This window comes from Streptomyces sp. NPDC042201, assembly GCF_055582185.1.
On sequence record NZ_JBVJDS010000004.1, the window covers coordinates 291,931 to 316,305 of the forward strand.

Sequence of the window (24,375 nt, forward strand, 5' to 3'; positions counted from 1 at the left end):
TCCGCAGGCCCTTCGCGCACCACCCGTCACTGGAGGCTGCATTGCAAGGTTCCGTCCCCCCACGCCCGAGAACCCGCCGCGGGCGCGCGCTGAGAGCAGGAGGCGTCGTGGCGTCCGCCGCCCTGCTGCTGCCACTGGTCTCGGCCGGTCCCTCCGCCACCGCGGAACAGCCCCGGTCCGGCACACTTCAGGGTGAGTTCGCCGCGGCGGCCGCGCGGTACCACGTGCCGCAGAGTGTGCTGCTCGGCGTCTCGTATCTCCAGTCCCGCTGGGACACGCACAGCGGGGCGCCCAGCGTCACCGGCGGCTACGGCCCGATGCATCTGACCGACGCCAGGACGGCGCTCGCCGAGGCACCGCACCACTCGGAAGGCACGGAGGACCCGCGCGGCGACACCTCCCGCAAGGTGAAGACGGTCACCGAGGCCGTGCTGCCCAAGACGTCGGAACTCCCCGCGCGGCTGCGCACCCTGGACCGCGCCGCCAAGCTGACCGGGCTGTCCGCCAAGGAACTGCGCGAGAGCTCCGCCGCCAATGTGCGGGGCGGCGCGGCGCTGCTGGCCGCGGCCCAGCGGGAGCTGGGTGAGCCGCTGAGCAGTGATCCGGCCGAATGGTACGGAGCGGTCGCCCGGTTCTCCGGGGCTGACGACTCCGCGACCGCCGCCACCTATGCCAATGATGTGTACGCGGTGATCAAGGACGGCCAGCGGCGTACCACGGACAGCGGCCAGCAGGTGGCGCTGCACGCGGCCCCGCAGATCTCGCCGAACACCTCCCAGGCCGCCCAGCTCGGGCTGCGCAAGGCCAGGGCGGGAGAGACCGAGTGCCCGAGCTCGGTCGCCTGCGAGTGGATCCCGGCGGCGTACGCGGAGTTCGGCGACGGCGACTACGGCAACCACGACAAGGCGGAGCGGCCGACGTCCCAGTCGATCGACTACATCGTCATCCATGACACCGAGGGCTCCTGGAACACCACCCTCACGATGGTGCAGGACCCGACCTATGTGTCGTGGAACTACACGCTGCGCTCCTCCGACGGGCACATCGCCCAGCATGTGCCGGCCAAGGATGTCGCCTGGCACGCCGGCAACTGGTACATCAACGCCAAGTCGGTGGGTCTGGAGCACGAGGGCTTCCTCGTCTCGCCGGACGCCTGGTACACGGAAGCGATGTACCGCACGTCCTCGCGGCTGGTGAAGTACCTGTCGCGGAAGTACGACGTCCCGCTGGACCGGCAGCACATCATCGGTCACGACAATGTGCCGGGCACGACGACCGCGACGATCCCGGGGATGCACACGGACCCGGGCCCGTACTGGGACTGGGCGCACTACTTCCAGCTGCTGGGCAAGCCGTTCGTCCCGACGGCGGGCGCGAACGCGGAAGCGGTGACGATCCGGCCCGACTTCGCGGCCCACAAGCCGCCGTACACCGGGTGTGAGAAGGCCGGGGAGGCCTGTGCCCCGCACGGCTCGGGCGCCGTACGGCTGCGCACCGCGCCGGACGAGAACGCGCCGCTGGTGAAGGACATCGGGCTGCGCCCCGGCGGCCAGGACTCCACGATCGACGTCAATGACCTGGGGGCCCGTGCCTCCACCGGCCAGCAGTACGCGGTCGCCGGGCGCGAGGGCGACTGGACGGCGATCTGGTACCTCGGTCAGAAGGCGTGGTTCCACAACCCGCGTACGCAGCCGACGGCGGTGGGCGCCAAGGCGTCGGTGCTGACGCCGAAGGCGGGGGTCGCGGAGGTGCCGGTGTACGGGCGTGCCTACCCGGAGGCGTCGGCGTATCCCGCGGGCGTTCCGGTGCAGACGGTCTCCGCGCTGCCGTACAAGGTCCTCGCGGGCCAGCGGTATGTGGTGGGTGACCTCGCGCCGGGCGAGTACTACTTCGCCCCGACCTTCGACACCACGGGACACCAGGTGGTGCGGGGCAAGGAGATGTACTACGAGATCCAGTTCGGCCACCGGATCGGCTATGTGAAGGCGGCCGATGTGGAGGTGCGGCCGACCCGCCGCTGACTGCCGACGCGCCGCTGACCGCAGGAGCTAGGAGCCAGGAGGCCGGGCGTCACGGGCCCGGGGCGTGTTGCGAACATAGCGGGACTTTCGCCACACGCTCCGGGGCCGGTGGCGCCCGGCCGCTGCCTGTGCCGGTGGGCGCGGTGCGTCAGAGTGCGCGGTGCGTCAGTAGCGCAGTACGGCGGCGATCCGGTCGTGCCCCGCGAGGGTGTCGTCCGGGAGGAACACCACCTCGGCGCCGCTGTCCAGAGCCGCTTCCACCAGTTCGTCGACGATGTCGTCGCGGACGTCGGGGCCGGCCACGGGCGGGTCGTCGACGGGGACCAGATGGCCGTCGCTGACCCGGGCCGTACGCTGGAAGTGGTCTTCGAGCGCGACCAGATCCGCCCGCTTCTCGCGCACCGACTCCCACACCTCGTCGAGTCCCGCGGCGAAGGTGCGCCGGCCCTTCGCCTCGTCCAGACGGGTCAGCACCTCGTCCTTCTCGCGGCGCGCGTACTCCTCGATCACGGGCCGCAGTTCCTTCAGCAGCACGGGGGCCGGCCCGTCCGCCAGACCGCCCTTGACGAGCCGGCCGACGGCCGTGTGGCTGGCGTTGCCCACCTCCTCCAGCAGGGCGAGGGCGGGCGCGAGGCCGACCAGGTGGAGCGGCCGGGGCCGGCACGACAGGACCTTGCCCATGGCGGTGTCGACGGACCGCAGGAACCGGCGCGTCTCCTCGTCGGTGAAGGTGCTCGGCGTGTCGCCGATCCGTTCCTCACGCTCGACGTCCCAGCTCTCCTCGGGCGGGGTCATGGGGAAGCCGTCCCCGCGGTGCCCGTGCAGGGACTCGCCGGAGCCGCTCCACAGCTGGGCGCGGTCGGCGGCGACCGCCAGTGCCCAGTACGGCCGGGACTGCGCGGTGGCGGCCACCAGATTCCGGGTGAGATACGTGTCGCTCAGGACGACGCGCTCGGGCACCTCGCGCGGCAGATACCAGATCCGGTGCTCCTGCGCGTCGGCGAGGATCAGCAGCCCGTCGAGCTTGTGGAGCAGGTCGACCTCGGCGACGGCCCGGCCGAGCTGCTCCTTGACCGCGGCGCGCGCCCGCTTGTCCAGCTGCGGTTCGGCGTCCAGCCTGTGGCCGGCTTCCGCGAGCAGGTTGCGCAGCCGTACCCCGTCCTGTTCGCTGCGTGGCTCACGCCGATGTGTGGGCATCGTCAGGGATACAGCCGGATACGGGCGCGGCGCGCGCAGCTCCCGCAGGACGTCGGGCGTCAGAGCGTTGCTGTCCATGCTGTCCCTTCGCTCGATGAAGGTCCGGCAGCGGGTCGGACGGCCGGCATGCGGGCCCCCAGTCGTGGATCCATTTTGCGGGATGCCGCCGGGTTCCGCAGGAGGGGCGCGCGATCTTCGAGGCGGGCACGGCAGGTGGCCCCGCCCGGCACGGGCGGGGCCACCTGTCATAGGGCGTTTCTCAGGCGCCGGGGAAGACGTAGGTCTGTCCGGCGCTCGCCCTGAACGTGTGCTCGCCCCCCGGGAACAGGGTGCTGCGCAGGGTCAGGTCCGTCGTACGGCTCGCGCGGAGGGTGATCCGGCTCGCCCGGCCGGCCAACCAGACGAGATCGAGCGTGACGCCGCCGCGCGCCCGGAGCCCGGTCACCTGGCCGTCGGGCCAGGAGGCGGGCAGTGCGGGCAGCACCTCGACCGGTCCGTGCTGGCTCTGCACCAGCATCTCCGCGACGCCCGACGTGGCGCCGAAATTGCCGTCGATCTGGAACGGCGGATGCGTGTCCCAGAGGTTCGGCAGGGTCGAGCTCTTGAGCTGCTCGGAGAGCATCTTGTGGGCGTGGTCGCCGTCACGCAGCCGTGCCCAGAAGTTGATCTTCCACGCCTTGCTCCACCCGGTGCCGCCGTCGCCGCGCGCGGTCAGTGAGACCTTGGCGGCCTCCGCCCACTCGCTGCCCGCTTCGATCTGCCGGCCCGGGTGGAGCCCGAAGAGGTGCGAGACATGGCGATGGTCGTCCGTCTGGCTGTCGACGTCGGTCTTCCACTCCATCAGCTGGCCCCAGGAGCCGATACGCAGCCCTGGGTCGAGGTTGCCGAGGGTGTCCTCCAGGCGGGTACGGAAAGCGGGGTCGTCCCCCAGGGTCTGCGCGGCCTCCAGCGTATTGGTGAACAGATCGTGGACGATCTGCTGGGACATCGCGGCGCCGACGGTGAAGTCACCGTGCTCCGGCGAGTAGCTGGGGGTGACGACGAGCTTCCCGTCGCGCGGGTCGGTCCGCAGGAAGCCGAGCCAGAACTCCGCGGCCTCCTTCATCACCGGGTAGGCGGTGGAGCGCAGATAGTCGGTGGACCCGTTGAAGCGGTAGTGGTCGTACATCTGCTGGGTGAGCCAGGCGGCGGCCTCGGGGAACCAGAACGACGTCGCCCAGTTGTGCAGGCCGGTGAACCCGTACGGATTGGTCTCGTTGTTCACGACCCAGCCGTCCGAGCCGAAGATCTCCTGTGCGGTACGGCGGCCGGGTGCGCGCATCGACTCGATGTAGCGGTCGTAGGGGGCCGTGGTCTCGGCGAGGTTGGTGACCTCGGCGAGCCAGTAGTTCATCTGCAGGTTGATGTTGACGTGGTAGTCCGCCGACCAGGGCGGTTCTGTGACGTTGTTCCACACGCCCTGGAGGTTCGCGGGCAGCGAGCCGGCGCGTGAGGAGGCGATCAGCAGATAGCGCCCGTACTGGAAGAAGAGCGCTTCGAGCGCCCGGTCGGCGGCGCTCGTCCCGCCGGTGTACTGGGTCAGCAGCCGGCTGGTGGGCAGATCGGGGAGCTGCTGGCCGATGTCGAGCGAGACCCGGTCGAAAAGGGCGCGGTAGTCGCTCACATGGTCGGCGCGGAGATCGTCGTACGAGCGGGCGGCGGCCGCGTCGACCGCGCCGGTGACGGCCGCGTGCGGGTCGTCGCCCCGGTAGTCCGGATAGGTGTCGGCGTAGTCGGTGCCCGCGGCAAGGACGAACCAGGCCCGGTCGGCGCCGCTGACGGTGAGCGTGCCGTCCGCCCCCGCGCTGACGCTGCCGCCGTCGGTGCGCACCCGGATCTGGGCCTCGAACCGCAGCCCGTTGTCCTGGAGCGCGCCCTTCACGGTGAGCCGGTCGCCGCTCGCCGTGGCGCTGAAGTCGTCGCGCGGTGAGGTGTAGCGCAGGGTGAAGCCGATCTTTCCCGGCTGGTCGGCGGCGAACCGTCCCGCGATGACGTTGCCCGGGTAGGAGGCGAAGAACTCCCTGGTGTACGCGACGCCCTGGTGGCTGTACGCGACGCCGGCGACGGCGGACCCGATGTCGAGGGAACGCCGGTACGAGCCGTCGGGGCCGGTGGGCGTGCCGGGAACGGCCAGCTCCAGATCGCCGAAGACCTGATAGGCGCCGAAGCCGCGCTTCGGCTGGCCGAGCTCGGCGGCGACGGCCTCCGGGGTGAGCTTCCCCTCGGAGTCGAGGCGCTGCTGGACGGAGGCGAGGACACCGGGCCGGGGCTGGGTCCAGTCGCCGTGGTCGTAGCCGCCCCGGGAGCCGGGACCGCCGGTCCACAGGCTCTTCTCGTTGAAGGTGAGCCGCTCGGTGGCGAGCGTTCCGAAGACGCTCGCGCCGAGCGCACCGCTGCCGATGGGGAGCGACTCGCGTTCCCAGTCGGCTGCGGGTGTTTCGTACCAGAGAGTCAATTCATCGGAGGGGTCGGCAGCGGCGGCGGTTCCGGACATGACCGGAATACCCAGCGCCAGGGCGCCTGTTACCCCGAGTGCGGACTTGATTGTGGTTCTGCGGCTCATCCCAGGAGTCATGGCCAGCCACGTTAAAAGTCCGATGACTGAATTGGCAAGGGACATGACAAATTCGCCGGGCGGCCGTGCTCGGCCCCCGACCCTCGGCCCGTGGTTCAGTCGGCCGGACCGGCCCCGCCGGTCAGCTCCCGGCCGGCCCCGCCGGTCAGCCCTGCCGGAACAGTTCCGCGGGCAGCGGCTTCAGCAGCGCGTAGAGATCATCGGTGATCGGCCGGTCCCAGCTGGCGATGGTGACCAGGACATTGTCGCTGCGGTCGAACTGCACGCAGGAGATGCGGCTTTCGGAGAGCTTCAGACGGTGGACGATCAGCAGATTGTCCCCCTGCATCACCGGGATGTCCTCGACAGCGACGACCTCGACAGGCTCTTCGTTCTCCAGCGCCAGCAGCAGCTGCGCCACCTCGAACGGGATCTGTCCGTCCTCGAGATCACGGGCCGGGGAGCCCTCCGGCAGATTGCCGATGATCATCGCGGGGCCACGGCCGCCGAACAGGTCGTACCGGAGGAAGACACCCTGGCAGCTGCCGTCGGGCGCGGGCAGCAGACCGGCGCCCAGGTTTCCGGGCCAGTCACCCGGGTCCATGGCCAGGACATCGAAGTCCGGGCCGGCGGGAGTGGCGGCGCTGCGGCGGCGGAGGAAGGACATCCCACCATGGTACGTGTTCGCGCCGCTCCTCCGGAGCCGGGTGGACCGTCTCTCAAGCGGGTGCGGGCGGGGCCGCGCGGGCCGGTTTCGGCACGTCGTGACGGGTGGTGCGGGTGGTGCGGGTGGTACGAACGGGGCGGGTGTGACACGCCCTCCCGGGCGTTGGGGCCATGCCGGAGCCCGCCGCCCCCTCCGCGCCATATCGAGCCCTTCGCCGGACAGGACCCAGGTCATCGGCGGGGTCCGGACACCTGAGTCACCGGCAGGGTCCGGCCCCCTGCCGCCGGCCTCCCCGCCCGTCAGGTGAGGTCGAACTCCCCGTCACGCGCGTTGATCACGAAGGCCCGCCACTCGGCCGGGCTGAAGATCAGCGACGGGCTCTCCGGCCGGCCGCTGTTGCGCATGGCGATGAAGCCCTCGACGAAGGCGATCTGGACGTCGCCCGTTCCTGTGCTGCCCGACTGCCAGTCCGCGTTGCTCAGATCGAGATCCGGCTTGTCCCAGCCTGAAAGCGGCTGGTGGGTGGTGGTGCTCTCGGCCACGTCCTGCTCCTCCCGCTGCGTCGTCCGGGGTCAGACTAGCGAGCGCCGCCGGTCCCGGACAGGCCGCGGAGGAAGGGCACGGCCCCCACCACATCAGATTCCGAACTCCTCCAGCGCCGCCAGGAATTCCGCCGGCCGCGTGCTGTGCACCAGATGGCCGGCCTCGATCGTGACCAGCCGGCAGTCCGGGATCCGGTCCGCCATCCACGCGAACTTCTCCTGGGCGATATGGCTGTCGGCGCCGCCCGCGATGACCAGCGTGGGCACCGTGACGCGGTCGAAGCGCTCCCGCCACCGCGGGTCGGGCTCATTGAGCTGGGCGTCGATGGAGGGTACGAGAGCCCAGTCGTAACCCGGCTCGCCCCCGGGCCACTCGGCCGGCGGCCGGGGCGGGTCCAGCGGAAAGAGCGGCGGGCTCTCCTCAAGGACGAGCCTGCGGAACAGCTCCGGTGACTCCTGCGCCAGCAGATACGCCGCGAACCCGCCCATGGAGTGCGCGATAACATCCACGCCCGCCAGACCGAGGGCCGCCAGAAAGCCGCGCAGTTCGTCGCGGTACCCCGGCAGGGAGTAGTCGCCCGGCCAGTCACTCAGCCCGTGACCGCTGAGATCCACGGCGATGACCCGGCGTCTGCCCGCGAGCCGCTCGGCGATCTCGGTCCAGTCCCGGCCGCTGCCGCAGCGCCCGTGGACGAGCACCACCGGCTCCGCGTCCTCGGCGCCCCAGACGCGATGAGCGAGCCGGACGCCGTTCACCGCCACGCTGTGTACGCCGGGGTCCAGAAAGGCCGCGACCGTACGGACGAAGGCCCCCGCGCCGTCCAGCCACGGGTAGTGCGCCGCGCCGGGCTGTACGGCGAACGAGCCGTACGGGAACAGCTCCGCGAGCTGACGGGCCCGCTCAGGCCGCGGCCCGGCGTCCAGTTCCCCGGCGAGCACCAGCACCGGCGCGTCCACCGCGGCGAGCGCCGCCCGCGTCGTGTCCGGGTCGAACGCCCCGTCTCCGTAGAAGGCAGCCGCCGCCTCCCCGTTCCGCTGCTCGTCGGTGGACGCGGCGTGGGCCCTGGCCGCGTCGTCCCAGCGTCCGTAGCCGAGGGGCGCCAGGCTGTCCCACGCCTCGGGCGTCGCCCGGCCTCGTACGACCTCCTCGAAGGCGGCCAGGCCCGCCGCGTACCAGGGCTCGCCGACGCGCAGGTCCACGGCCTCGCGCCGGTCCTGCTCGGTCACCTCGATCCCGACCGCCCTCATCCCCGGGGTCACCAGGATGAGAGACCTCAGCCGCCGCGGATAACGGGCCGCGTAGAGGGTGGCGAGATTCCCGGACGCCGAGTGCCCGAGGAGGTCGAAGCGGTCCAGGCCGAGGTGGGAGCGCAGTGCCTCCACATCGTCGACCTGGCGGTCGCATCGGTACGTCGACGGGTCGTCCGGCACCGCGGAGCCGCCCGTCCCCCGCGGATCGAGCAGCACCAGCTGCCGGTGGGCGGAGAGTCCGCCCAGGTCGCCGAGATACGCCGCCGACGCCATCGGCCCGCCCGGCAGACACACCAGGGGCTCGCCCTCCCCAAGGAGGCGATAGGCCAGTTCCGTTCCGTCGTGCGCGCTGAACGTGGGCATGGCGCGATCCTCACAGCCCGCCGACGATCACGGCAACGGCTTTCCGCACCGGATGAACAGACGAGGCCAGGCACGAGGCCGGGCTGCTCCCGGAGACTGCCGCTCGCGGCGTCGGCCCGGCCGTGGCTTCCGGCTAAGCTCACGCGGGTGCGGATTACCAAGTACGCCCACTCCTGTGTCCGGTTGGAACACGACGGCGGCGGCACACTGGTCATCGATCCCGGTGTCTGGAGCGAGCCCGAGGCACTCGCCGGCGCGGATGCGGTCCTGGTGACCCACGAGCACAACGACCACGTCGACCTGTCGCGGCTGAAGGACCTGAGCGTGCCCGTCTACGCACCCGAGGCGGCGCGGATCCCGGGCCTGGACTTCATCGGCGTCGCCGCCGGTGAGGAGTTCACCGCGGCCGGCGTCCGGGTGACCGCCCAAGGCGGACGGCACGCGCGCATCTACGGCGGCCTCCCGGACTGCGCCAACCTGGGCTACCTCGTCGAGGACAGCCTCTACCACCCCGGGGACTCGCTGCACCTTCCCGACCGGCCGGTGGAAACTCTGCTCGTCCCCCTGCAAGGGTCATGGCTGAAGACGGACGAGGCCATCGACTTCGTGCGCGCCGTCGAGCCGGAACGGGCGTACGGCATCCACGACGGACAGATCAACGAGCGGGGTCTCGGCAGCCTCAACGGCTGGCTCACCAACGAGTGCGGCGGCCGCTACCGCTGGCTCCCGCCGGGCTCGTCCGCCTGACGACCGAGAACGGCCGTCGCCTTCGGCTCTGTCGTCATGGCCGACCCTGAAGGCAACGAGTTCTGCGTCCAGTAACGACGTGGTGCGCAATGCGGCAACGACCACCGGCCGGGCATGGGTTACCGCAGGGCATCAAGCCGGGCCGTCCACCGGCGTGGACCCGCCCTACGCCTGCGGCAACGGCGGATTCGCCAACTGCGGCCCGTGCCCGGCGAGATAGAGCTTCAGGGCGCACTGGTCCTCGGCCTCGACGTACACCTGTTGCCCCCAATGAGAGCTGAGACGGTGCGCGACATCGACCAGCCGGCGGCGCTCCTCCGGCGAGTACGCGGGGAACCGGACCCAGCCCCGTTCGGCGATCACGTTGCCGAGATCACTGAACAACACCGCCCGCGCACGCTGCTCTTCCTCCTCGGTCAGTGGTGTGGAGCCGCCTTCCGCAGGCTGCAACCGGACGTTGTGAAGGTCTCGGATCACTGGCTACTCACCGTTCGTCGGGTCTGTTCCGGAGAGACTATCGGCGCAGCCGTGCGGCCAGTACTGCATGATTTCCCCGAGTCACGTACGACTTGAGCCGCCGTTGTTGCCGGTGGGCAAGAAGTCGGGCCGGCCGCCGATGTGGTCGCGGCATGCAACTGGTCGACGGCATACGGTGGCGAACCAGGACCGGTGCGCCGTGGCGCGACGTACCAGAACGGTACGGGCCGTGGGACCGGGCCTACGACCTGTTCCGGCGCCGGCAGCGCGACGGCACCTGGAAGCGGATCTTCGAGCAGTTGCAGGCCGGGGCCGACACGAAGGGCTCCTGGAGGCCATCCGGGTGCCCGCCCCGGCCTGGTCCGACCGCGCACCCGGCCGGACAAGGTCTGCACCGATAAGGCGTACGGCTCCCGCACGAACCGCGCCTACCCGCGGAGACGCGGCTCGCCACCCACATCGCCACGCAGCGACGCCAAGGATGCGTCAATCGGTCGCGACGGACGTTCCGCCCCATTCCTCCGGGGCAACATCCGCGAGCGTCTCCGAGAACGTCCACTGGTGGCCCGCAAGGTCCTCGGCGGTGTATTGCCGTTCGCCGTACTCGAAGTCGGTCGGTTCCATGATGATGCGTGCGCCATGGTCCCGGGACCGCTCGTAGTGGGCGCCAACGTTTTCCACACGCACCGTCACCGAGTGTGTGACCTCGCCGGGGCGTGGCGGGCGGCGATCATGTCGTACATCTCCGACGATCACGGCACCATCGCCGAAACTGAGCTGAGCGCGGTGGTCCTCGCCGATCCGCACCCGCTCGGCGAACCCGAAGGCTGCACCAAGCCAGGCGACCGCCTCGCGCACATCGGGATAGATCAGGACGGGGATAACCGTCGACGCCGGAATGGAGCGATTCGGCTTCATGTCTGACTCCAGACGTTTGGGCCGCGCCGCGCGACTGAAGTACGTACCCACCAGCGGACGCCAGGGCTGCTCGTCACCGGAGACCTTCGCGGACGCGGAAGAAGGTCGTCCAATCTCAGCCCTAATTTAGCGGAGCAGCATCTGCGTGAGCCGCCACAGCCGCTGCGGCAGGTCGGCCCATGCCTGGATAGCCTCCGGGGATGGATTTTCGACTGGCGGCGTACGCCGTGTGTATCGAGGACGGGCGGGTGCTGCTCGCTCATGCCGTGCGGCCGGACGGCGAGAAGACGTGGACTCTTCCGGGCGGCAGGGTCGAGCACGCGGAAGATCCGTTCGATGCGGTGATCCGGGAGGTCGCCGAGGAGACCGGTTTGGATGCTGTGGTGGAACGCCTGCTGGGCGTGGACTCACGGGTGATCCCGGCGGCAGAGCGCCGCTTGCCCGATCGGCCCGAGCTCCAGAATGTGGGCATCTTCTACCAGGTCCGCATCACCGGCGGCGAACTCCGGCCTGAGCCGAACGGCGAAACCGCCGAGTCGGTCTGGACTCCGATCCCCGACGTCGCTCGCCTCGGCCGATCCTCGCTGCTTGACATCGGCCTCGCCCTGGCGCAGACCGTTCCGGCAACCGGCCACGTCGCTCCCGTCCCGGTCGGCGGCCTGATCCGGCACTGAGGGCCCCGCCAACAGTCATAGAGGGCGCGGCGAACGGGGCGTGGGGCGGGAAGCCGGGGCGAGGACCTCAGGACGCGCTGAAGCGGTCCCTCAGCTCACGCTTGAGGATCTTCCCGCTGGCGTTGCGCGGCAGCCACGCCACGAACAGGACCCGCTTCGGGGCCTTGAAGTGGGACAGCTTCTCGCGTGCGTGGGTGAGGAGTTCGGCCTCGGTGACCTCGCCGCGCGGGACGACGACGGCGGTGACGGCCTCGATCCAGCGGTCGTCGGGCAGTCCGATGACGGCGGCCTCAGCGACGGCCGGATGGGTGTAGAGGGCGTCCTCGACCTGCCGCGAAGCGACCAGCACACCACCGGAGTTGATGACGTCCTTCACCCGGTCGACCACGGTGTAGAAGCCCTCGGCGTCCCGCACCGCGAGGTCGCCGGAGTGGAACCAGCCGTCGCGGAAGGCCTCCGCCGTCTCCACCGGCTTGGCCCAGTAGCCCTCGCAGAGCTGCGGGGACCGGTAGACGACCTCGCCGGCCGTGCCGTCAGGGACCTCCTTGCCGTTCTCGTCGACGACCCGGGCCTCCACGAACCGGACGGGCCTGCCGCAGGAGTCCATCCGGCCCTCGTGCTCGTCAGGGCCGAGGACGGTGGCGAGCGGACCGATCTCGCTCTGCCCGAAGCAGTTGTAGAAGGCGAGCGACGGCAGCCGGCCGCGCAGCCGTTCCAGTACGGGCACCGGCATGATCGACGCGCCGTAGTACGCCTTGCGCAGCCCGCTGAGATCGCGTGCGGCGAATTCCGGATGGCCGGCCAGGGCGATCCATACGGTGGGCGGCGCGAAGAGGCTGTCCGCACGGCCCGCGCCCACGAGGTCGAAGATCGTCACCGGATCCGGTGCGTCCAGGATCGTGTTCTCCGCGCCGACCGCGAGATACGGCAGCAGAAAGACATGCGTCTGCGCGGAGTGGTAGAGCGGCAGCGAGTGGACGGGCCGGTCGGTCTCGCGCAGATCCAGGGCGGTGAGGGCGCTGACGTACTCATGGACCAGGGCGCGGTGCGTCATCATCGCGCCCTTGGGCAGCGCGGTGGTGCCCGAGGTGTAGAGGAGCTGGACCAGGTCGCCCGGGTCTCCCTCGCGTTCGTACGGCTTCGGGGTGTCCAGCGCGGTGAGCAGGGAGTCGTCGGTGTCCCGCAAGGCGCGGACCGGTACGCCCGCGGGGAGCCGTCCGGCGAGGGCGGGGTCGGCGAGTACGAGGGCACTGCCCGACTGCGCGACGAGGTACGCGAGATCGTCGCCGGTGAGGTGCTGGTTGACCGGTACGTGGACGAGCCCGGCCCGCGCGCAGGCGAGGAAGGCGATCAGATACACGTCCGAGTTGTGTCCGTAGGCCGCGACCCGGTCACCGTCGGCCAGCCCGTGAGCCCTCAGCAGGGCGGCGGCGGTGGAGACGGCCGCGTCCAGCTCGGCGTACGTCCAGACGCGGTCCGCGTACCGTACGGCGACGCGGTCCGGGATCCGTGCGGCGCTGCGGCGCACGACGCCGTCGACGGTGCTGTCGAGCAGGTCCGGGAACATGTCGTCCCGGGCGCGGTTCGCTGCGGTCTCCCCGATGCTGCCCTCGGCCCTGTCCTCGGCGCTGTCCTCTGCGCTGTCCTCGGCGTTCATGGGCGCGATCCTCCGTGGAGCCGTACGGCGGGTCAAGAGCGCGGACACCGGACGGAATTCACGGGCTGATGGCGAGGAAGACGAACGCGGCGAAGATCCCCAGATGGACCCCGCCCTGCAACAGCGTGGCCCGGCCGGGGGCCACGGTCAGGGCGCCCACCACCACGGTGAGGGCGAGCATCACCATATGGGTCGCGCTCAGCCCCAGCACCAGCGGTCCGTTCAGCCAGATGGTGGCCAGCGCGATGGCCGGGATCGTCAGCCCGATGCTGGCCATCGCGGAGCCGAGCGCCAGGTTGAGGCTCGTCTGTACCCGCTCGCGGCGGGCGGCGCGGACGGCGGCGAGCGTCTCGGGCGCCAGCACCAGCAGGGCGATGACGACACCGACCACGGCCTGCGGCAGCCCCGCCGACTCCACCCCCGACTCGATCGTGGGGGACACCGCCTTCGCGTCCCCGACGACGGCGACCAGCGCCACGAGGAGCATCACCAGGCTCAGGGTCGTCGCACGCCGGCTGGGCAGCGGTGCGTGCGCGTCCTCCTCCCGCACCTCACCCTCCTGGGTGACGGGCAGGAAGTAGTTGCGGTGGCGCACGGTCTGTACGGCGACGAACAGCCCGTACAGCGCCAGCGAGGCGACCGCGGCGAAGGCCAGCTGGGCCGGGGAGAACTCCGGTCCTGGCTTGCTGGTGGTGAAGGTCGGCAGGACGAGGGTGAGGGTGGCCAGCGTCGCGACGGTGGCCAGTGCGGCGCCCGTGCCCTCGGCGTTGAACACGGCGACCCTGCTGCGGACCGCCCCGACCAGCAGGCACAGGCCCAGGATGCCGTTGCACGTGATCATGACGGCGGCGAAGACGGTGTCGCGCGCGAGCGAGGCGGTCTTGCTACCGCCGTCGATCATCAGGGTGACGATCAGCGCCACCTCGATGACCGTCACCGCGACGGCGAGGACGAGCGAGCCGAACGGCTCCCCCACCCGGTGGGCGACGACTTCGGCGTGGTGCACGGCGGCGAGCACCGCGCCGGCGAGACACAGGGCGACCAGCCCGACCGCGAAGCCGGGCAGCTGCCGCCCCCAGCTGAGCACCAGGGCGACGATCGCGAGCAGTGGCACCACCACGGTCCACTGGGACGTCAGCGACCTGATGCCGGTGCTCGCACTCATGCGGCACACGCTGCCAGAGGCGGCGGAGGCACGCGCGGTGGGCTGCGCCAGACGGCGCGCGCGTCTCCGGGACCGCCGGGCCGCAGGTAGTAAAGGGGTTGACAGCGCCCGCGTCCCGCAAGAAAGTTTCAGCCGTTGATCTAGATCCCGAAAGATACTTTCAAGGGGAAGGCTTCCTGGTGGCACCGATTCCCTTCGCCGCGGGCCCGCCCCGTGCCGAGACGGCCGGACAGGGTTGCGGGGCCGGGACACGTTCGGGCCGGGGGCCCAGTTCCGGAAGGCGGACGCTGCGGCGCGGCACCCCCGAGCGGGCGGGGCTGATCCCCGGTCAGCTGGAGCGGCTGGTCATCGACGCGGTGGCCTTCCTCGGCCCGTCCCCCGCACACCCCTGGTACGCCGGGGCCGTGCTGCTCGCCGGGCGGGGTGGAACGGTGGCGCTGCACCGGGCGATCGGCACGGCCGTGCGCTATGCGGCGTACGACGAGAAGACCGACACCGGAGTGGAGTTCCCGGCCGACCGGCAGATCGCGATGGCCGAGGACACGGTCTTCGATCTCGCCTCCGTCTCCAAGCTGTTCACCTCGGTCCTCGCCGTCCAGCAGATCGAGCGCGGCGCGCTGGAGCTGGAGGCGCAAGTCACCACGTACCTCCCGGAGTTCGGGGGCGGCGGCAAGCAGGACATCACGGTGCGCCAGCTGCTGACCCATACGTCCGGCTTCCGCTCCTGGATTCCGCTCTACGCGGCGCCGACCCGCGAGGGCAAGCTCCAGCTCCTGTGGAACGAGGCGCCCGCGCATCCGCCCGGCACGGCCTATCTGTACTCGGACCTCAATCTGATCTCGCTTCAGCTCATCCTGGAGCAGCTCACGGGGCACCCGCTGGACGCCCTGCTCCGAACCGAGATCACCGCTCCGCTCGGGATGCACCGCACCCGCTACAACCCGCCCGCCTCCTGGAAGCCGAAGATCGCCGCCACCGAGGACGCGCGGCCACCGTGGTCCGGTCTCGACCGGGGTCCGGTCTGGGGCGAGGTCCATGACGAGAACGCGTACAGCCTCGGCGGGGTCGCGGGCCACGCCGGGGTCTTCGCCTGTGCCTGGGACCTCGCGATCCTCGCCCGTACGCTCCTGAACGGCGGCGCGTACGGCGGGGCCAGGATCCTGCGCCCGGAGTCCGTGGAGCTGATGTTCACCGACTTCAACACCGGCTTCCCCGGTGACTCCCACGGTCTGGGCTTCGAGCTCTACCAGCACTGGTACATGGGCGCGATGGCCACTCCGCGCACGGCGGGCCACACCGGATTCACCGGCACCAGTCTCGTCCTCGACCCGACGACCGACTCCTTCCTGATCGTGCTCGGCAACTCCGTTCATCCCGTACGTGGCTGGCGCTCCGGCAGTGGGCCGCGGGTGGCGGCCGCCGACCGGCTGGCGCGCGCGGTCGCGGTCCGGCCCCAGCGGGGGCGTACCGCCTGGTTCTCCGGCATGGCGAGCGGCACGACGGCCACGCTCACGCTGCCCCCGGTCGCGCCGGCCTCGGAGCACGGGCGGCTGCGCTGTTCCCTGTGGTGGGACACCGAGCCCGGGAGCGACGCGCTGTTCCTGGAGGCTTCGGCCGACGCGGGGGCGAGCTGGCGGCCGGTGCCCTTCACGACCGTACGTACGGGGCAGGAGCAGCGGACCCATCCGGCGGGCACGGCCACCGGCTGGTCGGGCCGGGTCTGGCACCGGCTGTCCGCGGACCTCGCCGCCTGGCGCGGCGCGGAGGTACGGCTGCGCTGGCGGTACACGACGGACCGGCGGTATGTGGGGCGGGGCGCGTACGTGGAGGGGCTGCGGGTCGAGGACGGCAGCCGTACCGTCTTCGACGAGGCGCGGCAGGGGGACGCGGACCGTATCGAGGCGTCCGGCTGGGTGACGTCCGCGGACTGACGCCACCGCCGGACCGGCTGAGGCCACCGCCGGTCCGTTCGACGCCACCGCCTGACCGGCTGACGCCACCGCCGGCCCGCCTCACGCCACCATCGGTCCGGCCGGTGACGCCGGCCGGACCGACGCCGCCCCGCGCGGCGGCCGTGCTCACCGCCCCAGCGCCGCCATCGCGGCGTTGTGGCCGGGCACTCCGCTGACCCCGCCGCCGCGCACCGCGCCCGCGCCGCACAGCAGCACGTTCGCGTGCGCCGTCTCCACGCCCCAGCGTCCTGTCCCCTCGGCGGCGTAGGGAAAGGAGAGGTCGCGGTGGAAGATATGGCCGCCGGGCAGCCGCAGTTCACGTTCGAGGTCGAGCGGGGTCTTCGCCTCGATGCAGGGGCGGCCGTCCTCGTCCACCGCGAGACAGTCGGCGATCGGTTCCGCGAGGCAGTCGTCCAGTTGGGCGAGGGTGGCGGCGAGCAGCTGCGCGCGTACGGCGTCGTTGTCTTGGGCGAACAGCCGCGCGGGGGTGTGCAGTCCGAACAGGGTCAGCGTCTGGTAGCCCTGGGCGGCGAGTTCGGGGCCGAGGATCGACGGGTCCGTAAGCGAGTGGCAGTAGATCTCGGACGGCGGGGCGCTCGGCAGCCGGCCCGCGGCCGCCTCCTGGTAGGCGGTGGCCAACTGCCCGTAGCCCTCGGCGATATGGAAGGTTCCCGCGAAGGCCTCGCGGGGATCGACGGACCGGTCACGCAGCCGCGGCAGCCGGCTCAGCAGCATATTGATCTTGAGCTGGGCGCCCTCGGCGGCGGCGGGGGGCTCCTCACCGAGGAGTGCGGCGAGGGCCTGGGGCGACGCGTTCACCAGGACCTGGCGGGCCGTCACCGTACCGCCCGCGCCGCCGTTGTCCCCGGCGCCGGTGTCCCCGCCTCCGTCGTCCGTACGGAACGAGATCTCGGCGCGCTGTCCGTCGGTGTCGATCCGGGTCGCCTCGTGCCCGGTGACGATCTCCGCGCCCGCGGACCTGGCGGCGGCGGCCAGCGCGTCGGTGAGGGCGCCCATCCCGCCGACGGGCACGTCCCAGTCGCCGGTGCCGCCGCCGATCACGTGGTAGAGGAAGCAGCGGTTCTGCACGAGCGACGGGTCGTGGGCGTCGGCGAAGGTGCCGATCAGGGCGTCGGTCAGCACCACTCCCCGTACGAGGTCATCGCTGAACCGCTCCTCGATCGCGACCCCGATGGGCTCCTCGAACAGCGTCCGCCAGGCGGTTTCGTCGCCGATCCGCTCACGCAGGGCCTCGCGGGTGGGCAGCGGCTCCGTGAGCGTGGGGAAGACCCGCTCGGCGACCCGCCCCGTCATCGCGTAGAAGTCCTGCCAGGCCGCGTACTCCGCCTCGCCGCCGGTCAGAGCGGCGAAGGAAGCGCGGGTACGCCCCTCGCCCACCAGCAGTCCGCCGCCGCCCTGCGGGGTGTACGAGGACACGGTGCGCTTGCGCACGGCGAAGCGCAGCCCCAGCTCCCGCACGATCTTCTCCGGCAGCAGGGAGACCAGATAGGAGTAGCGGGAGAGCCGTGCGTCCACCCCCGCGAAGGGCCGGCTGGACACCGCCGCGCCTCCGGTGTTTCCCAGGCGCTCCAGTACGAGAACGGAGCGCCCGGCGCGGGCGAGATAAGCGGCGGCGACCAGACCGTTGTGGCCGCCGCCCACGATGACGACGTCGTACGAGACATGTGCGGGCATGGCCCTTGGTAACACGAGGATGATCGCGAAGCCAAGGGTGCGCGGCTGCCGTGGCCGGAGGCCGACGGGTCGCCCCCCTGCCGTCCGAGTCGCCGCCCTGCCGTCAGCCGCCCCGCGCGCCGGGTTGCTGCCGGAGCGCCGCCACCTGGCGGTACAGCTCCGCCGCTTCCGCTCCCCTGCCCAGCCGTTCCAGGCAGTGCGCCTCGTCGTTGCGGCCGGCCAGGGCGTCCGGGTGGGCGGGGCCCAGGATCCGGTCACGGGCTCCCGCGACCTGGCGGTAGACGGACAGGGCCTCGGGCCAGCGGCCCAGCCAGCCCAGGCCGACGGCGATCTCCCGACGGCTGACGAGCGTGTCGGGGTGGTCGGGGCCCAGGACCCGTTCGCGGATCGCGCAGACAGCGCGGGCCTCGGCGAGGGCCTCCACCCAGCGGGCGAGCCGGCCGAGGTTGACGCCGAGGCCGTGCCGGGCCCGCAGGGTCTCGGGATGCAGCGGTCCGTGGACACGGGTTCGGTCGTCGGCCAGCGCGCGGTACAGCTCCAGGGCTTCCGCGCTGCGGCCGAGGCTGCCCAGGCTGATACCGGTCTCGTAGCGGGCGGCGAGCGTGTCGGGGTGGTCCGGGCCGAGCGCCTGAGCGCGGGCCGCGGCCACCTCCCGGTAGCCCGCCAGCGCTTCGGACCAGCGGCCCAGCCGGCCGAGCGCGTAGGCCACTTCGTACTGGGAGACCAGGGTGTCGGGATGGCCGGCGCCGAGCACCCGGGAGCGGCTCGCGGCGACCTCGTGCGCGAGCCGGTACGCGTCGTCCAGCCGTCCCAGCCTGCCGAGGTTGTACGCCAGGTTGTGACGGCAGCGCAGGGTGTCCGGATGGTCGGGCCCCATCGTGCGCTCGCGGGAGGCGAGCACCGCCGCGAACGCCTGGTGGGCCTCGAAGTGGCGGCCGAGCTGTCCCAGGACGTACGCCATCTCCTGGCGGGCGGCGAGCGTCTCCGGGTGGTCGGGGCCGAGGGTCCGCTCGCGTCCCTCGGCGACGCGGGTGAACTCACGCAGCGCGTCCGCCGTCCGCCCGGTCCTGCTGAGGGTGAACCCGACCTCGTACCGGCTGCCGAGGGTGTCCGGGTGGTCGGGGCCGAGGGTGTGTTCGCGCTCTGCGGCGACCGCCCGGTGCACCTCGCCCGCCTCCTCCCAGCGGCCCAGCCGGCCGAGGCTCAGACCGGCGTTGTGTCTGCTGGTGAGGACGGCGAGATGCTCGGGCGGCGGGGTGGGCCGCGCGGAGCCGGCGGAGGTACGGGCGGCGGCGCGCGGGTCCGCCGGGCTGGTCCACTCGCCGGTCAGGCCGGCGGTGTGGTCGGGCGGGGTGGGCCGCGGGACGGAGATGCCGGTCGCCTTGTGTCCTGTGGTCATGCCCCAGGTCCAGGACGGCAGCCGGGACTCGCTCGCCGACGGCCCGGGCACCCCGGAGAGGGATTGCGCCCGGCCCTCGTCCGGAGCGGGTACGGCCACGAAGTGGTGACGGCTCATGGCCGGGCGCGCGGCGCCGAACCTGCGCCGGAGGTCCCCCGCGTCGGCGGGCCGCTCCTCGGGCGTCTTCCCCAGCAGATCGAGGACGATCCGGTCGAAGAAGACGGGGAGGTCGGAGCGGTGTGTACGGGGCGGCTCCGGCACGGTGTCGCGGTGGCCGACCAGCACCGCCCAGGCGTCGTCCAGGTCGAACGGCGGTGCGCCGGTGGCGATCTCGTACAGCACACACCCCAGCGAGTACAGATCACTGCGGTGGTCGACATGGCCGCCGCCGATCTGCTCGGGCGACATGTAGTGCGGGGTGCCCATGGCGATGCCCGTGCCGGTGAGCCGCGAAGTGAAGCCGATGTCGTGGCCGAGGCGGGCGATGCCGAAGTCGCAGATCTTCACCGTGCCGTCGGTGAGCCGCATGATGTTGGCGGGCTTCAAGTCGCGGTGGATGATGCCCTGTTCATGCGTGTACGCGAGGGCGTCGGCGACCTGCTCGGCGATGTCGACCACATCGGGCACGGGCAGGGGCAGCTGTTTGTTGTCCTCCAGCAGCTGGCTGAGGTTGCGTCCCTCCAGCAGCTCCATCACGAGATAGAGGACACCCTCGTCCTCGCCGAAGTCATGGACGACGGTGACACCCCGGTGCTGGAGAGCCGCCGCGACCCGCGCCTCACGGCGGAACCGCTCGCGCATGATCCGGGTGAAGGAGTGGTCCTGCTGAGGTCCCAGCGGCTTGAGGCACTTGACCGCGACGCGCCGGCCGAGCGATTCGTCGCGCGCCTGCCACACCTCTCCCATCCCCCCGCGCCCGATCAGATCGAGCAGCCGGTAGCGGCCCTGGATCAGCCTGGTCTCCGCCATCGCGTGCTGTCGCCCCCGTCGCCTCGCTACGCCCTCCCCGGCCCGTCCAGTATGGCCGCCCGGCGGTGCGCAGTGCACGGGGCGGGACGGGTGCCGGGGCCTGTCCCTCTCGGAGGTCCGCCCTGGCCGGGCGGGGCCGGTCGCTCTCCTCACAGGCCGTGTTCTCGTATAGCTTCCGCCACCCGTCATATAGCAGAACGTGATGGGGTTGTGGTGGGGTTCTGCGCTTTCCGTCCAGGTGGGGCGAGTGGTCGCCAGATGTGGAGATCCAGTTGTTTGAGGCGCGGAGGAACCGGTGCGGCAGGAGTGGGAGCCGGAGGACCTGATCGAGGTCTGGACGCTTCTTGAGGACGAGGTTGTGCGGCTCCGGAACAAGACCGGGGCGAACCGGCTGGGCTTCGCTCTGTTGCTGAAGTTCTTCGAGGTCGAGGCGTGTTTCCCTGAGAGCGTGGGAGAAGTACCGGCGCCTGCGGTGGCGTACGTGGCCCAGCAGGTGAAGGTCCCGGCCGAGCAGTGGGCCTCGTACGACTGGCAGGGCCGGGCGATCACCCGGCATCGCACGGAGATCCGTACGGTTTTCGGATTCCGGGCAGGTACCAAGGAGGACCAGGAGCGGCTGGCGGAGTGGCTGGCCGCAGAGCTGTGCCCGGTGGAGCTCTCTCGGGAGCGTCTGATGGCGGCCGTGGTGGCCCGGTGCCGCAACGACCACGTCGAGCCGCCGGCCCCGGCGAAAGTACAGCGGCTGGTGGGTCGGGCGGTCACGGACTTCGAGGCCCGGTTCTGCCGCAGCAGGGTGGAGCGGATCTCGCACGCGACGCGCTCGCGCCTGGAGGACCTGGTCGCCGGTAGCGAGGACGAGACGGCCGGTGAAGGGGATGGTGAGGGCGCGGTGTCGGGCGGCGGGCGCTCGCACTTCGCCGAGTTGAAAGCCGATCCGGGGGCGCCGGGGCTGGAGAGCCTCCTGGCGGAGGTGAACAAGCTCCAACGAGTCCGGCGGCTGGAGCTGCCCGCCGACCTGTTCGCCGACGTGTCCGAGAAGCTGGTCGACGCGTGGCGGGCACGGGCGTCGAAGGAGTACCCGGCGAACCTGGAGCGGATGAAGCCTCCAAGGCGCCTGACGCTGCTGGCCGCGCTGTGCCACGTACGGCAGACGGAGATCACCGACTCGCTGGTGGACCTGTTCATCCAGCTCGTACTGAAGATCAACACTCGGGCCGAGCGGAAGGTCGACAAGGAGCTCCACGCCGAGCTGAAGAGGATTCGGGGCAAGGATGCGATGCTGCTGCGGGTCGCGGAGGCGGCGTTGTCGGAGCCGTCCGGCACGGTACGGCGGGTGATCTACCCGGTGGTCGGTGGGGAGAAGACGCTCAAGGCCCTTGCCGCGGAGGCCGCGGCGAACGAGGCCCGCTACAAGGCCCGGGTGCGTACGGTGTTGCGGTCGTCGTACTCGGCGCACTGGCGGCGGATGCTCTCGCCATTGCTGGGTGCGCTGGAGCTGAAGTGCAACAACACCTCCTACCGGCCGGTGATGGACGCGATCGAGCTGCTTCAGCGCTACTTGGAGCAGCCGCTGAAGGAGGGGGCGTTCTTCGATCCGGCGGAGAGTGTCCCGCTGGCGGGGGTGGTGCCCGAGCAGTGGCGGGCGGCGGTGGTGGATGACAAGGGCCGTGTCGAGCGCATCCCGTACGAGCTGTGCGTGCTGGTCGCGCTGCGGGACGCGGTGCGCCGGCGGGAGATCTGGGTGGTGGGGGCGAACCGGTGGCGCAACCCGGAGGACGACTTGCCCGCGGACTTCGAGGACAACCGGGACGTGCACTACGCCGCGCTGGGCCAGCCGCAGGACTCCGGCGAGTTCATCGCCGCCCTTCAAGACAGGCTCCGCATCTCGCTGGACCGCTTCGAGGGTGCGCTGGCGGAGGGGACGACGGGCGGGGTGGCGATCGTCAAAAAGCACGGCGAGCCTTGGATCAAGGTCTCCCCGCGCGGCAAGCAGGAAGAGCCGGAGTCCCTGGTGGCGATCAAGGGGGAGATCGAGCGGCGCTGGGGCACCATCGACCTGCTGGACATCCTGAAGTACGCCGAGTTCGACACCGGCTTCACTGAGGAGTTCACCTCGGTGGCGACCCGCGAGATGCTGTCGAAGGACGTGCTGCGGCGTCGGCTGCTCCTGGTCCTGTTCGGCCTGGGCACGAACATGGGTATCAAGCGGGTCGCGGTGACCGGCAAGCACGGCGAGTCGGAAGCGACGCTGCGCCGGGTGCGGCACCTGTTCGTCAACCGGACCAACATGCGCGCGGCCCTGCGGAAGCTCGTGAACGCCACCTTCGCCGTCCGAGATGAGATGTGGTGGGGCACAGGCACGGCGTGCGCCTCCGACAGCCGCAAGTTCGGCGCCTGGTCCTCCAACCTGATGACCGAGTGGCACCAGCGCTACCGCGGCCCCGGGGTGATGATCTACTGGCACGTCGAGCGGAAGTCGGTGTGTATCTACTCCCAGCTCAAGTCCTGTTCGGCCTCCGAGGTCGCCTCGATGATCGAGGGCGTGCTGCGGCACTGCACCGACATGGAAGTGGATCGGCAGTACACCGACACCCACGGCGCGTCCATCCTCGGGTTCGCCTTCGCCCACATGCTCGACTTCAAGCTCATGCCGAGGCTGAAGAACATCGGCTCCGCGAAGCTGTACCGGCCGGCGGCCGGGGAAGACGAGAAGTGGCCGAATCTGGGGCCGGTGCTCTCCACCAAGACGATCAACTGGGACCTGATCGCCCAGCAGTACGACCAGATCGTGAAGTACACCACCGCCCTGCGTCTGGGCACCGCCGAGGCCGAGCAGGTCTTGCGACGCTTCACCCGCGGAGGGCCCAAGCACCCCACCTATCAGGCGATCGAAGAACTCGGGCGGGCGGTGCGGACCGCGTTCGTCTGCGACTACCTCGCCGATGTCGAAATGCGGCAGGAGATCCACGAAGGACTGCAGGTCGTGGAGAACTGGAACTCCGCGAACAAGGACCTCTTCTACGGCAAGGACGGCGACCTGGCCGGTTCGGACAAGGAGTCCCAGGAGGTCAGCATGCTCGCGCTGCACCTGCTCCAGTCCGCGCTCGTGCACGTCAACACACTGCTGATGCAGCAGGTCCTCGCCGATGAGGAGTGGGTGGACAGGCTCACCGACGCGGATCGCCGGGCCCTGTCGCCGCTGTTCTGGACGCACGTGAACCCTTACGGCCGGTTCGAGCTGGACATGAACAGCCGCCTCGACCTGGACCTGCCCATCCGGGCGACAATGCCCGGCCCACGCACCCTGCACGATGAGGCAGCCGCGACCCCGGCGTGACACCCGGACCATTGAGCGGTGTGCATCGTGAAGTCGCAGGTCACGGGTCTGGTGTGGATGGCGAGTTGGGTACTCGTGCCGGTCGGCGGCCGATGACCATGGCGTAGATCATCGGGCAGGTCCGGCTCCGGCGGGATGCCGGGTTCGGCTGCGCCCGCGACCGGCCCCCGACTACGATCCGTCAGCAGGTCGGCACGCCGTGAGAACGCGGGAGGGCGCGCCAGGACCACCACCCCGATGTGGCAGATCGTCCAACGCATCGAGAGCCTGCAGACCGAGCATGGCCGGGCCGATACCGAGTAGCGACCGAGAGGACACTCAGTGCCCTAGCTGGGGCCTCGGTCGCTATGGGCGACCGGCTCGGGATCGGCGTCGAGCGCATCGAGCACTGCGTCGCCGTTCGCCCTCGCCCACTCGGTCAGCATGCGGATCGGATCGATCAGCGTCGCCCCGAGCGGGGTGAGCTCGTACTCGACGCGGGGCGGCACCTCGGCGTAGGCGTGGCGGCGGATGAGTCCGTGCGCCTGGAGCCGTCGGAGCGTCTGGGTGAGCATCTTGCGGGAGATGCCCCCGATCAGCTCGATCAGCTCGCCATGGCGCACCGGGCCCTCGCTGAGGCCGTAGAGCACGACCGCCGTCCACTTGTCGGCGATGAGTTCGACCGCCAGACGCGCCGGACAGTCGGCGAGAAAGGGATCACCGGGACCGAAACCGCTCATGGCGCCTAAGGTACCTGCTAGTTCCTATCGGA

General features: G+C 71.0%; 18 protein-coding genes. 6 read left to right on the forward strand and 12 right to left on the reverse strand.

All coding sequences use genetic code 11. The features are described from left to right. Window positions 1-41 precede the first annotated feature (41 nt). Window positions 42-2,021 carry an N-acetylmuramoyl-L-alanine amidase gene (locus ACZ6MZ_RS11730; RefSeq protein WP_469351331.1) on the forward strand — a complete coding sequence of 660 codons (1,980 nt, stop codon included), beginning with the start codon at window positions 42-44 and terminating at the stop codon, window positions 2,019-2,021. A gap of 165 nt (window positions 2,022-2,186) precedes the next feature. Here the strand turns inward: ACZ6MZ_RS11730 and ACZ6MZ_RS11735 are convergent, their stop codons facing one another. From ACZ6MZ_RS11735 to ACZ6MZ_RS11755, 5 genes are all read right to left on the reverse strand, one after another. Next, window positions 2,187-3,296 (reverse strand): baeRF3 domain-containing protein, encoded by a 1,110-nt coding sequence (locus ACZ6MZ_RS11735; protein WP_389790845.1) that lies wholly within the window; start codon window positions 3,294-3,296, stop codon window positions 2,187-2,189. Window positions 3,297-3,477: 181 nt separating this feature from the next. After that, the gene (locus tag ACZ6MZ_RS11740; protein WP_469351334.1) at window positions 3,478-5,751 is read right to left on the reverse strand and encodes a glycoside hydrolase family 95 protein; all 2,274 of its coding nucleotides are present in this window, start codon (window positions 5,749-5,751) and stop codon (window positions 3,478-3,480) included. Between the two features lie 226 nt (window positions 5,752-5,977). Next, window positions 5,978-6,478, reverse strand: coding sequence for a hypothetical protein (locus tag ACZ6MZ_RS11745; RefSeq protein ID WP_469351336.1), 501 nt, complete (start codon window positions 6,476-6,478; stop codon window positions 5,978-5,980). Between the two features lie 299 nt (window positions 6,479-6,777). Next, on the reverse strand, window positions 6,778-7,020 hold the full coding sequence (locus tag ACZ6MZ_RS11750) for a DUF397 domain-containing protein (protein WP_384190336.1): 243 nt from the start codon (window positions 7,018-7,020) through the stop codon (window positions 6,778-6,780). A 93-nt stretch (window positions 7,021-7,113) separates the two neighbouring features. Next, window positions 7,114-8,634: an alpha/beta fold hydrolase gene (locus tag ACZ6MZ_RS11755; protein ID WP_469351337.1), complete on the reverse strand. Its 1,521-nt coding sequence runs from the start codon at window positions 8,632-8,634 to the stop codon at window positions 7,114-7,116. 147 nt (window positions 8,635-8,781) lie between these two features. Between ACZ6MZ_RS11755 and ACZ6MZ_RS11760 the strand changes: the two genes are divergently transcribed. Further along, on the forward strand, window positions 8,782-9,381 hold the full coding sequence (locus tag ACZ6MZ_RS11760) for an MBL fold metallo-hydrolase (RefSeq protein ID WP_389790842.1): 600 nt from the start codon (window positions 8,782-8,784) through the stop codon (window positions 9,379-9,381). 165 nt (window positions 9,382-9,546) lie between these two features. On the opposite strand, the gene ACZ6MZ_RS11765 is transcribed toward ACZ6MZ_RS11760, so the two are convergent. Beyond that, window positions 9,547-9,831 (reverse strand): hypothetical protein, encoded by a 285-nt coding sequence (locus ACZ6MZ_RS11765; protein ID WP_469351340.1) that lies wholly within the window; start codon window positions 9,829-9,831, stop codon window positions 9,547-9,549. Between the two features lie 179 nt (window positions 9,832-10,010). On the opposite strand from ACZ6MZ_RS11765, the gene ACZ6MZ_RS11770 reads away from it, so the two are divergent. Beyond that, complete coding sequence (locus ACZ6MZ_RS11770) at window positions 10,011-10,259, forward strand: transposase (protein WP_469351341.1); 249 nt, start codon at window positions 10,011-10,013, stop codon at window positions 10,257-10,259. A gap of 85 nt (window positions 10,260-10,344) precedes the next feature. Here ACZ6MZ_RS11770 and ACZ6MZ_RS11775 read toward each other — a convergent pair whose 3' ends face one another. Next, complete coding sequence (locus tag ACZ6MZ_RS11775) at window positions 10,345-10,776, reverse strand: VOC family protein (RefSeq protein WP_384337128.1); 432 nt, start codon at window positions 10,774-10,776, stop codon at window positions 10,345-10,347. Between the two features lie 200 nt (window positions 10,777-10,976). Between ACZ6MZ_RS11775 and ACZ6MZ_RS11780 the strand changes: the two genes are divergently transcribed. Then, window positions 10,977-11,450, forward strand: a complete 474-nt coding sequence (locus ACZ6MZ_RS11780; RefSeq protein ID WP_469351343.1) for an NUDIX hydrolase — start codon at window positions 10,977-10,979, stop codon at window positions 11,448-11,450. Between the two features lie 67 nt (window positions 11,451-11,517). Here the strand turns inward: ACZ6MZ_RS11780 and ACZ6MZ_RS11785 are convergent, their stop codons facing one another. Together ACZ6MZ_RS11785 and ACZ6MZ_RS11790 are read right to left on the reverse strand one after the other, a co-directional pair. Further along, on the reverse strand, window positions 11,518-13,017 hold the full coding sequence (locus ACZ6MZ_RS11785; protein WP_389790860.1) for a fatty acyl-CoA synthetase: 1,500 nt from the start codon (window positions 13,015-13,017) through the stop codon (window positions 11,518-11,520). Between the two features lie 148 nt (window positions 13,018-13,165). Then, entirely contained in the window at window positions 13,166-14,272 is a 1,107-nt protein-coding gene (locus ACZ6MZ_RS11790) for a calcium:cation antiporter (protein WP_384190350.1), read from the reverse strand. A 179-nt stretch (window positions 14,273-14,451) separates the two neighbouring features. Here ACZ6MZ_RS11790 and ACZ6MZ_RS11795 point away from each other — a divergent pair, with 179 nt between their 5' ends. After that, on the forward strand, window positions 14,452-16,203 hold the full coding sequence (locus ACZ6MZ_RS11795) for a serine hydrolase domain-containing protein (protein ID WP_469351345.1): 1,752 nt from the start codon (window positions 14,452-14,454) through the stop codon (window positions 16,201-16,203). Window positions 16,204-16,350: 147 nt separating this feature from the next. Here the strand turns inward: ACZ6MZ_RS11795 and ACZ6MZ_RS11800 are convergent, their stop codons facing one another. Both ACZ6MZ_RS11800 and ACZ6MZ_RS11805 read right to left on the reverse strand, forming a co-directional pair. Continuing rightward, window positions 16,351-17,919 carry a phytoene desaturase family protein gene (locus ACZ6MZ_RS11800; protein WP_469351347.1) on the reverse strand — a complete coding sequence of 523 codons (1,569 nt, stop codon included), beginning with the start codon at window positions 17,917-17,919 and terminating at the stop codon, window positions 16,351-16,353. Window positions 17,920-18,022: 103 nt separating this feature from the next. Continuing rightward, complete coding sequence (locus tag ACZ6MZ_RS11805; protein WP_469351350.1) at window positions 18,023-20,287, reverse strand: serine/threonine-protein kinase; 2,265 nt, start codon at window positions 20,285-20,287, stop codon at window positions 18,023-18,025. Window positions 20,288-20,582: 295 nt separating this feature from the next. Here ACZ6MZ_RS11805 and ACZ6MZ_RS11810 point away from each other — a divergent pair, with 295 nt between their 5' ends. After that, window positions 20,583-23,624 carry a Tn3 family transposase gene (locus ACZ6MZ_RS11810; protein ID WP_469351352.1) on the forward strand — a complete coding sequence of 1,014 codons (3,042 nt, stop codon included), beginning with the start codon at window positions 20,583-20,585 and terminating at the stop codon, window positions 23,622-23,624. 326 nt (window positions 23,625-23,950) lie between these two features. Here the strand turns inward: ACZ6MZ_RS11810 and ACZ6MZ_RS11815 are convergent, their stop codons facing one another. Beyond that, window positions 23,951-24,343, reverse strand: a complete 393-nt coding sequence (locus ACZ6MZ_RS11815) for a winged helix-turn-helix transcriptional regulator (RefSeq protein WP_389790835.1) — start codon at window positions 24,341-24,343, stop codon at window positions 23,951-23,953. Window positions 24,344-24,375 lie beyond the last annotated feature (32 nt).

Excerpts from the sequence above, each read along its gene's own strand:
- ACZ6MZ_RS11735 (WP_389790845.1), bottom strand. The coding sequence starts at position 3,296 with ATGGACAGCAACGCTCTGACGCCCGACGTCCTGCGGGAGCTGCGCGCG.
- ACZ6MZ_RS11740 (WP_469351334.1), bottom strand. The coding sequence starts at position 5,751 with ATGTCCGGAACCGCCGCCGCTGCCGACCCCTCCGATGAATTGACTCTC.
- ACZ6MZ_RS11745 (WP_469351336.1), bottom strand. The coding sequence starts at position 6,478 with ATGTCCTTCCTCCGCCGCCGCAGCGCCGCCACTCCCGCCGGCCCGGAC.
- ACZ6MZ_RS11755 (WP_469351337.1), bottom strand. The coding sequence starts at position 8,634 with ATGCCCACGTTCAGCGCGCACGACGGAACGGAACTGGCCTATCGCCTC.
- ACZ6MZ_RS11770 (WP_469351341.1), top strand. The coding sequence starts at position 10,011 with ATGCAACTGGTCGACGGCATACGGTGGCGAACCAGGACCGGTGCGCCG.
- ACZ6MZ_RS11775 (WP_384337128.1), bottom strand. The coding sequence starts at position 10,776 with ATGAAGCCGAATCGCTCCATTCCGGCGTCGACGGTTATCCCCGTCCTG.
- ACZ6MZ_RS11780 (WP_469351343.1), top strand. The coding sequence starts at position 10,977 with ATGGATTTTCGACTGGCGGCGTACGCCGTGTGTATCGAGGACGGGCGG.
- ACZ6MZ_RS11785 (WP_389790860.1), bottom strand. The coding sequence starts at position 13,017 with ATGTTCCCGGACCTGCTCGACAGCACCGTCGACGGCGTCGTGCGCCGC.
- ACZ6MZ_RS11790 (WP_384190350.1), bottom strand. The coding sequence starts at position 14,272 with ATGAGTGCGAGCACCGGCATCAGGTCGCTGACGTCCCAGTGGACCGTG.
- ACZ6MZ_RS11800 (WP_469351347.1), bottom strand. The coding sequence starts at position 17,919 with ATGCCCGCACATGTCTCGTACGACGTCGTCATCGTGGGCGGCGGCCAC.
- ACZ6MZ_RS11805 (WP_469351350.1), bottom strand. The coding sequence starts at position 20,287 with ATGGCGGAGACCAGGCTGATCCAGGGCCGCTACCGGCTGCTCGATCTG.
- ACZ6MZ_RS11815 (WP_389790835.1), bottom strand. The coding sequence starts at position 24,343 with ATGAGCGGTTTCGGTCCCGGTGATCCCTTTCTCGCCGACTGTCCGGCG.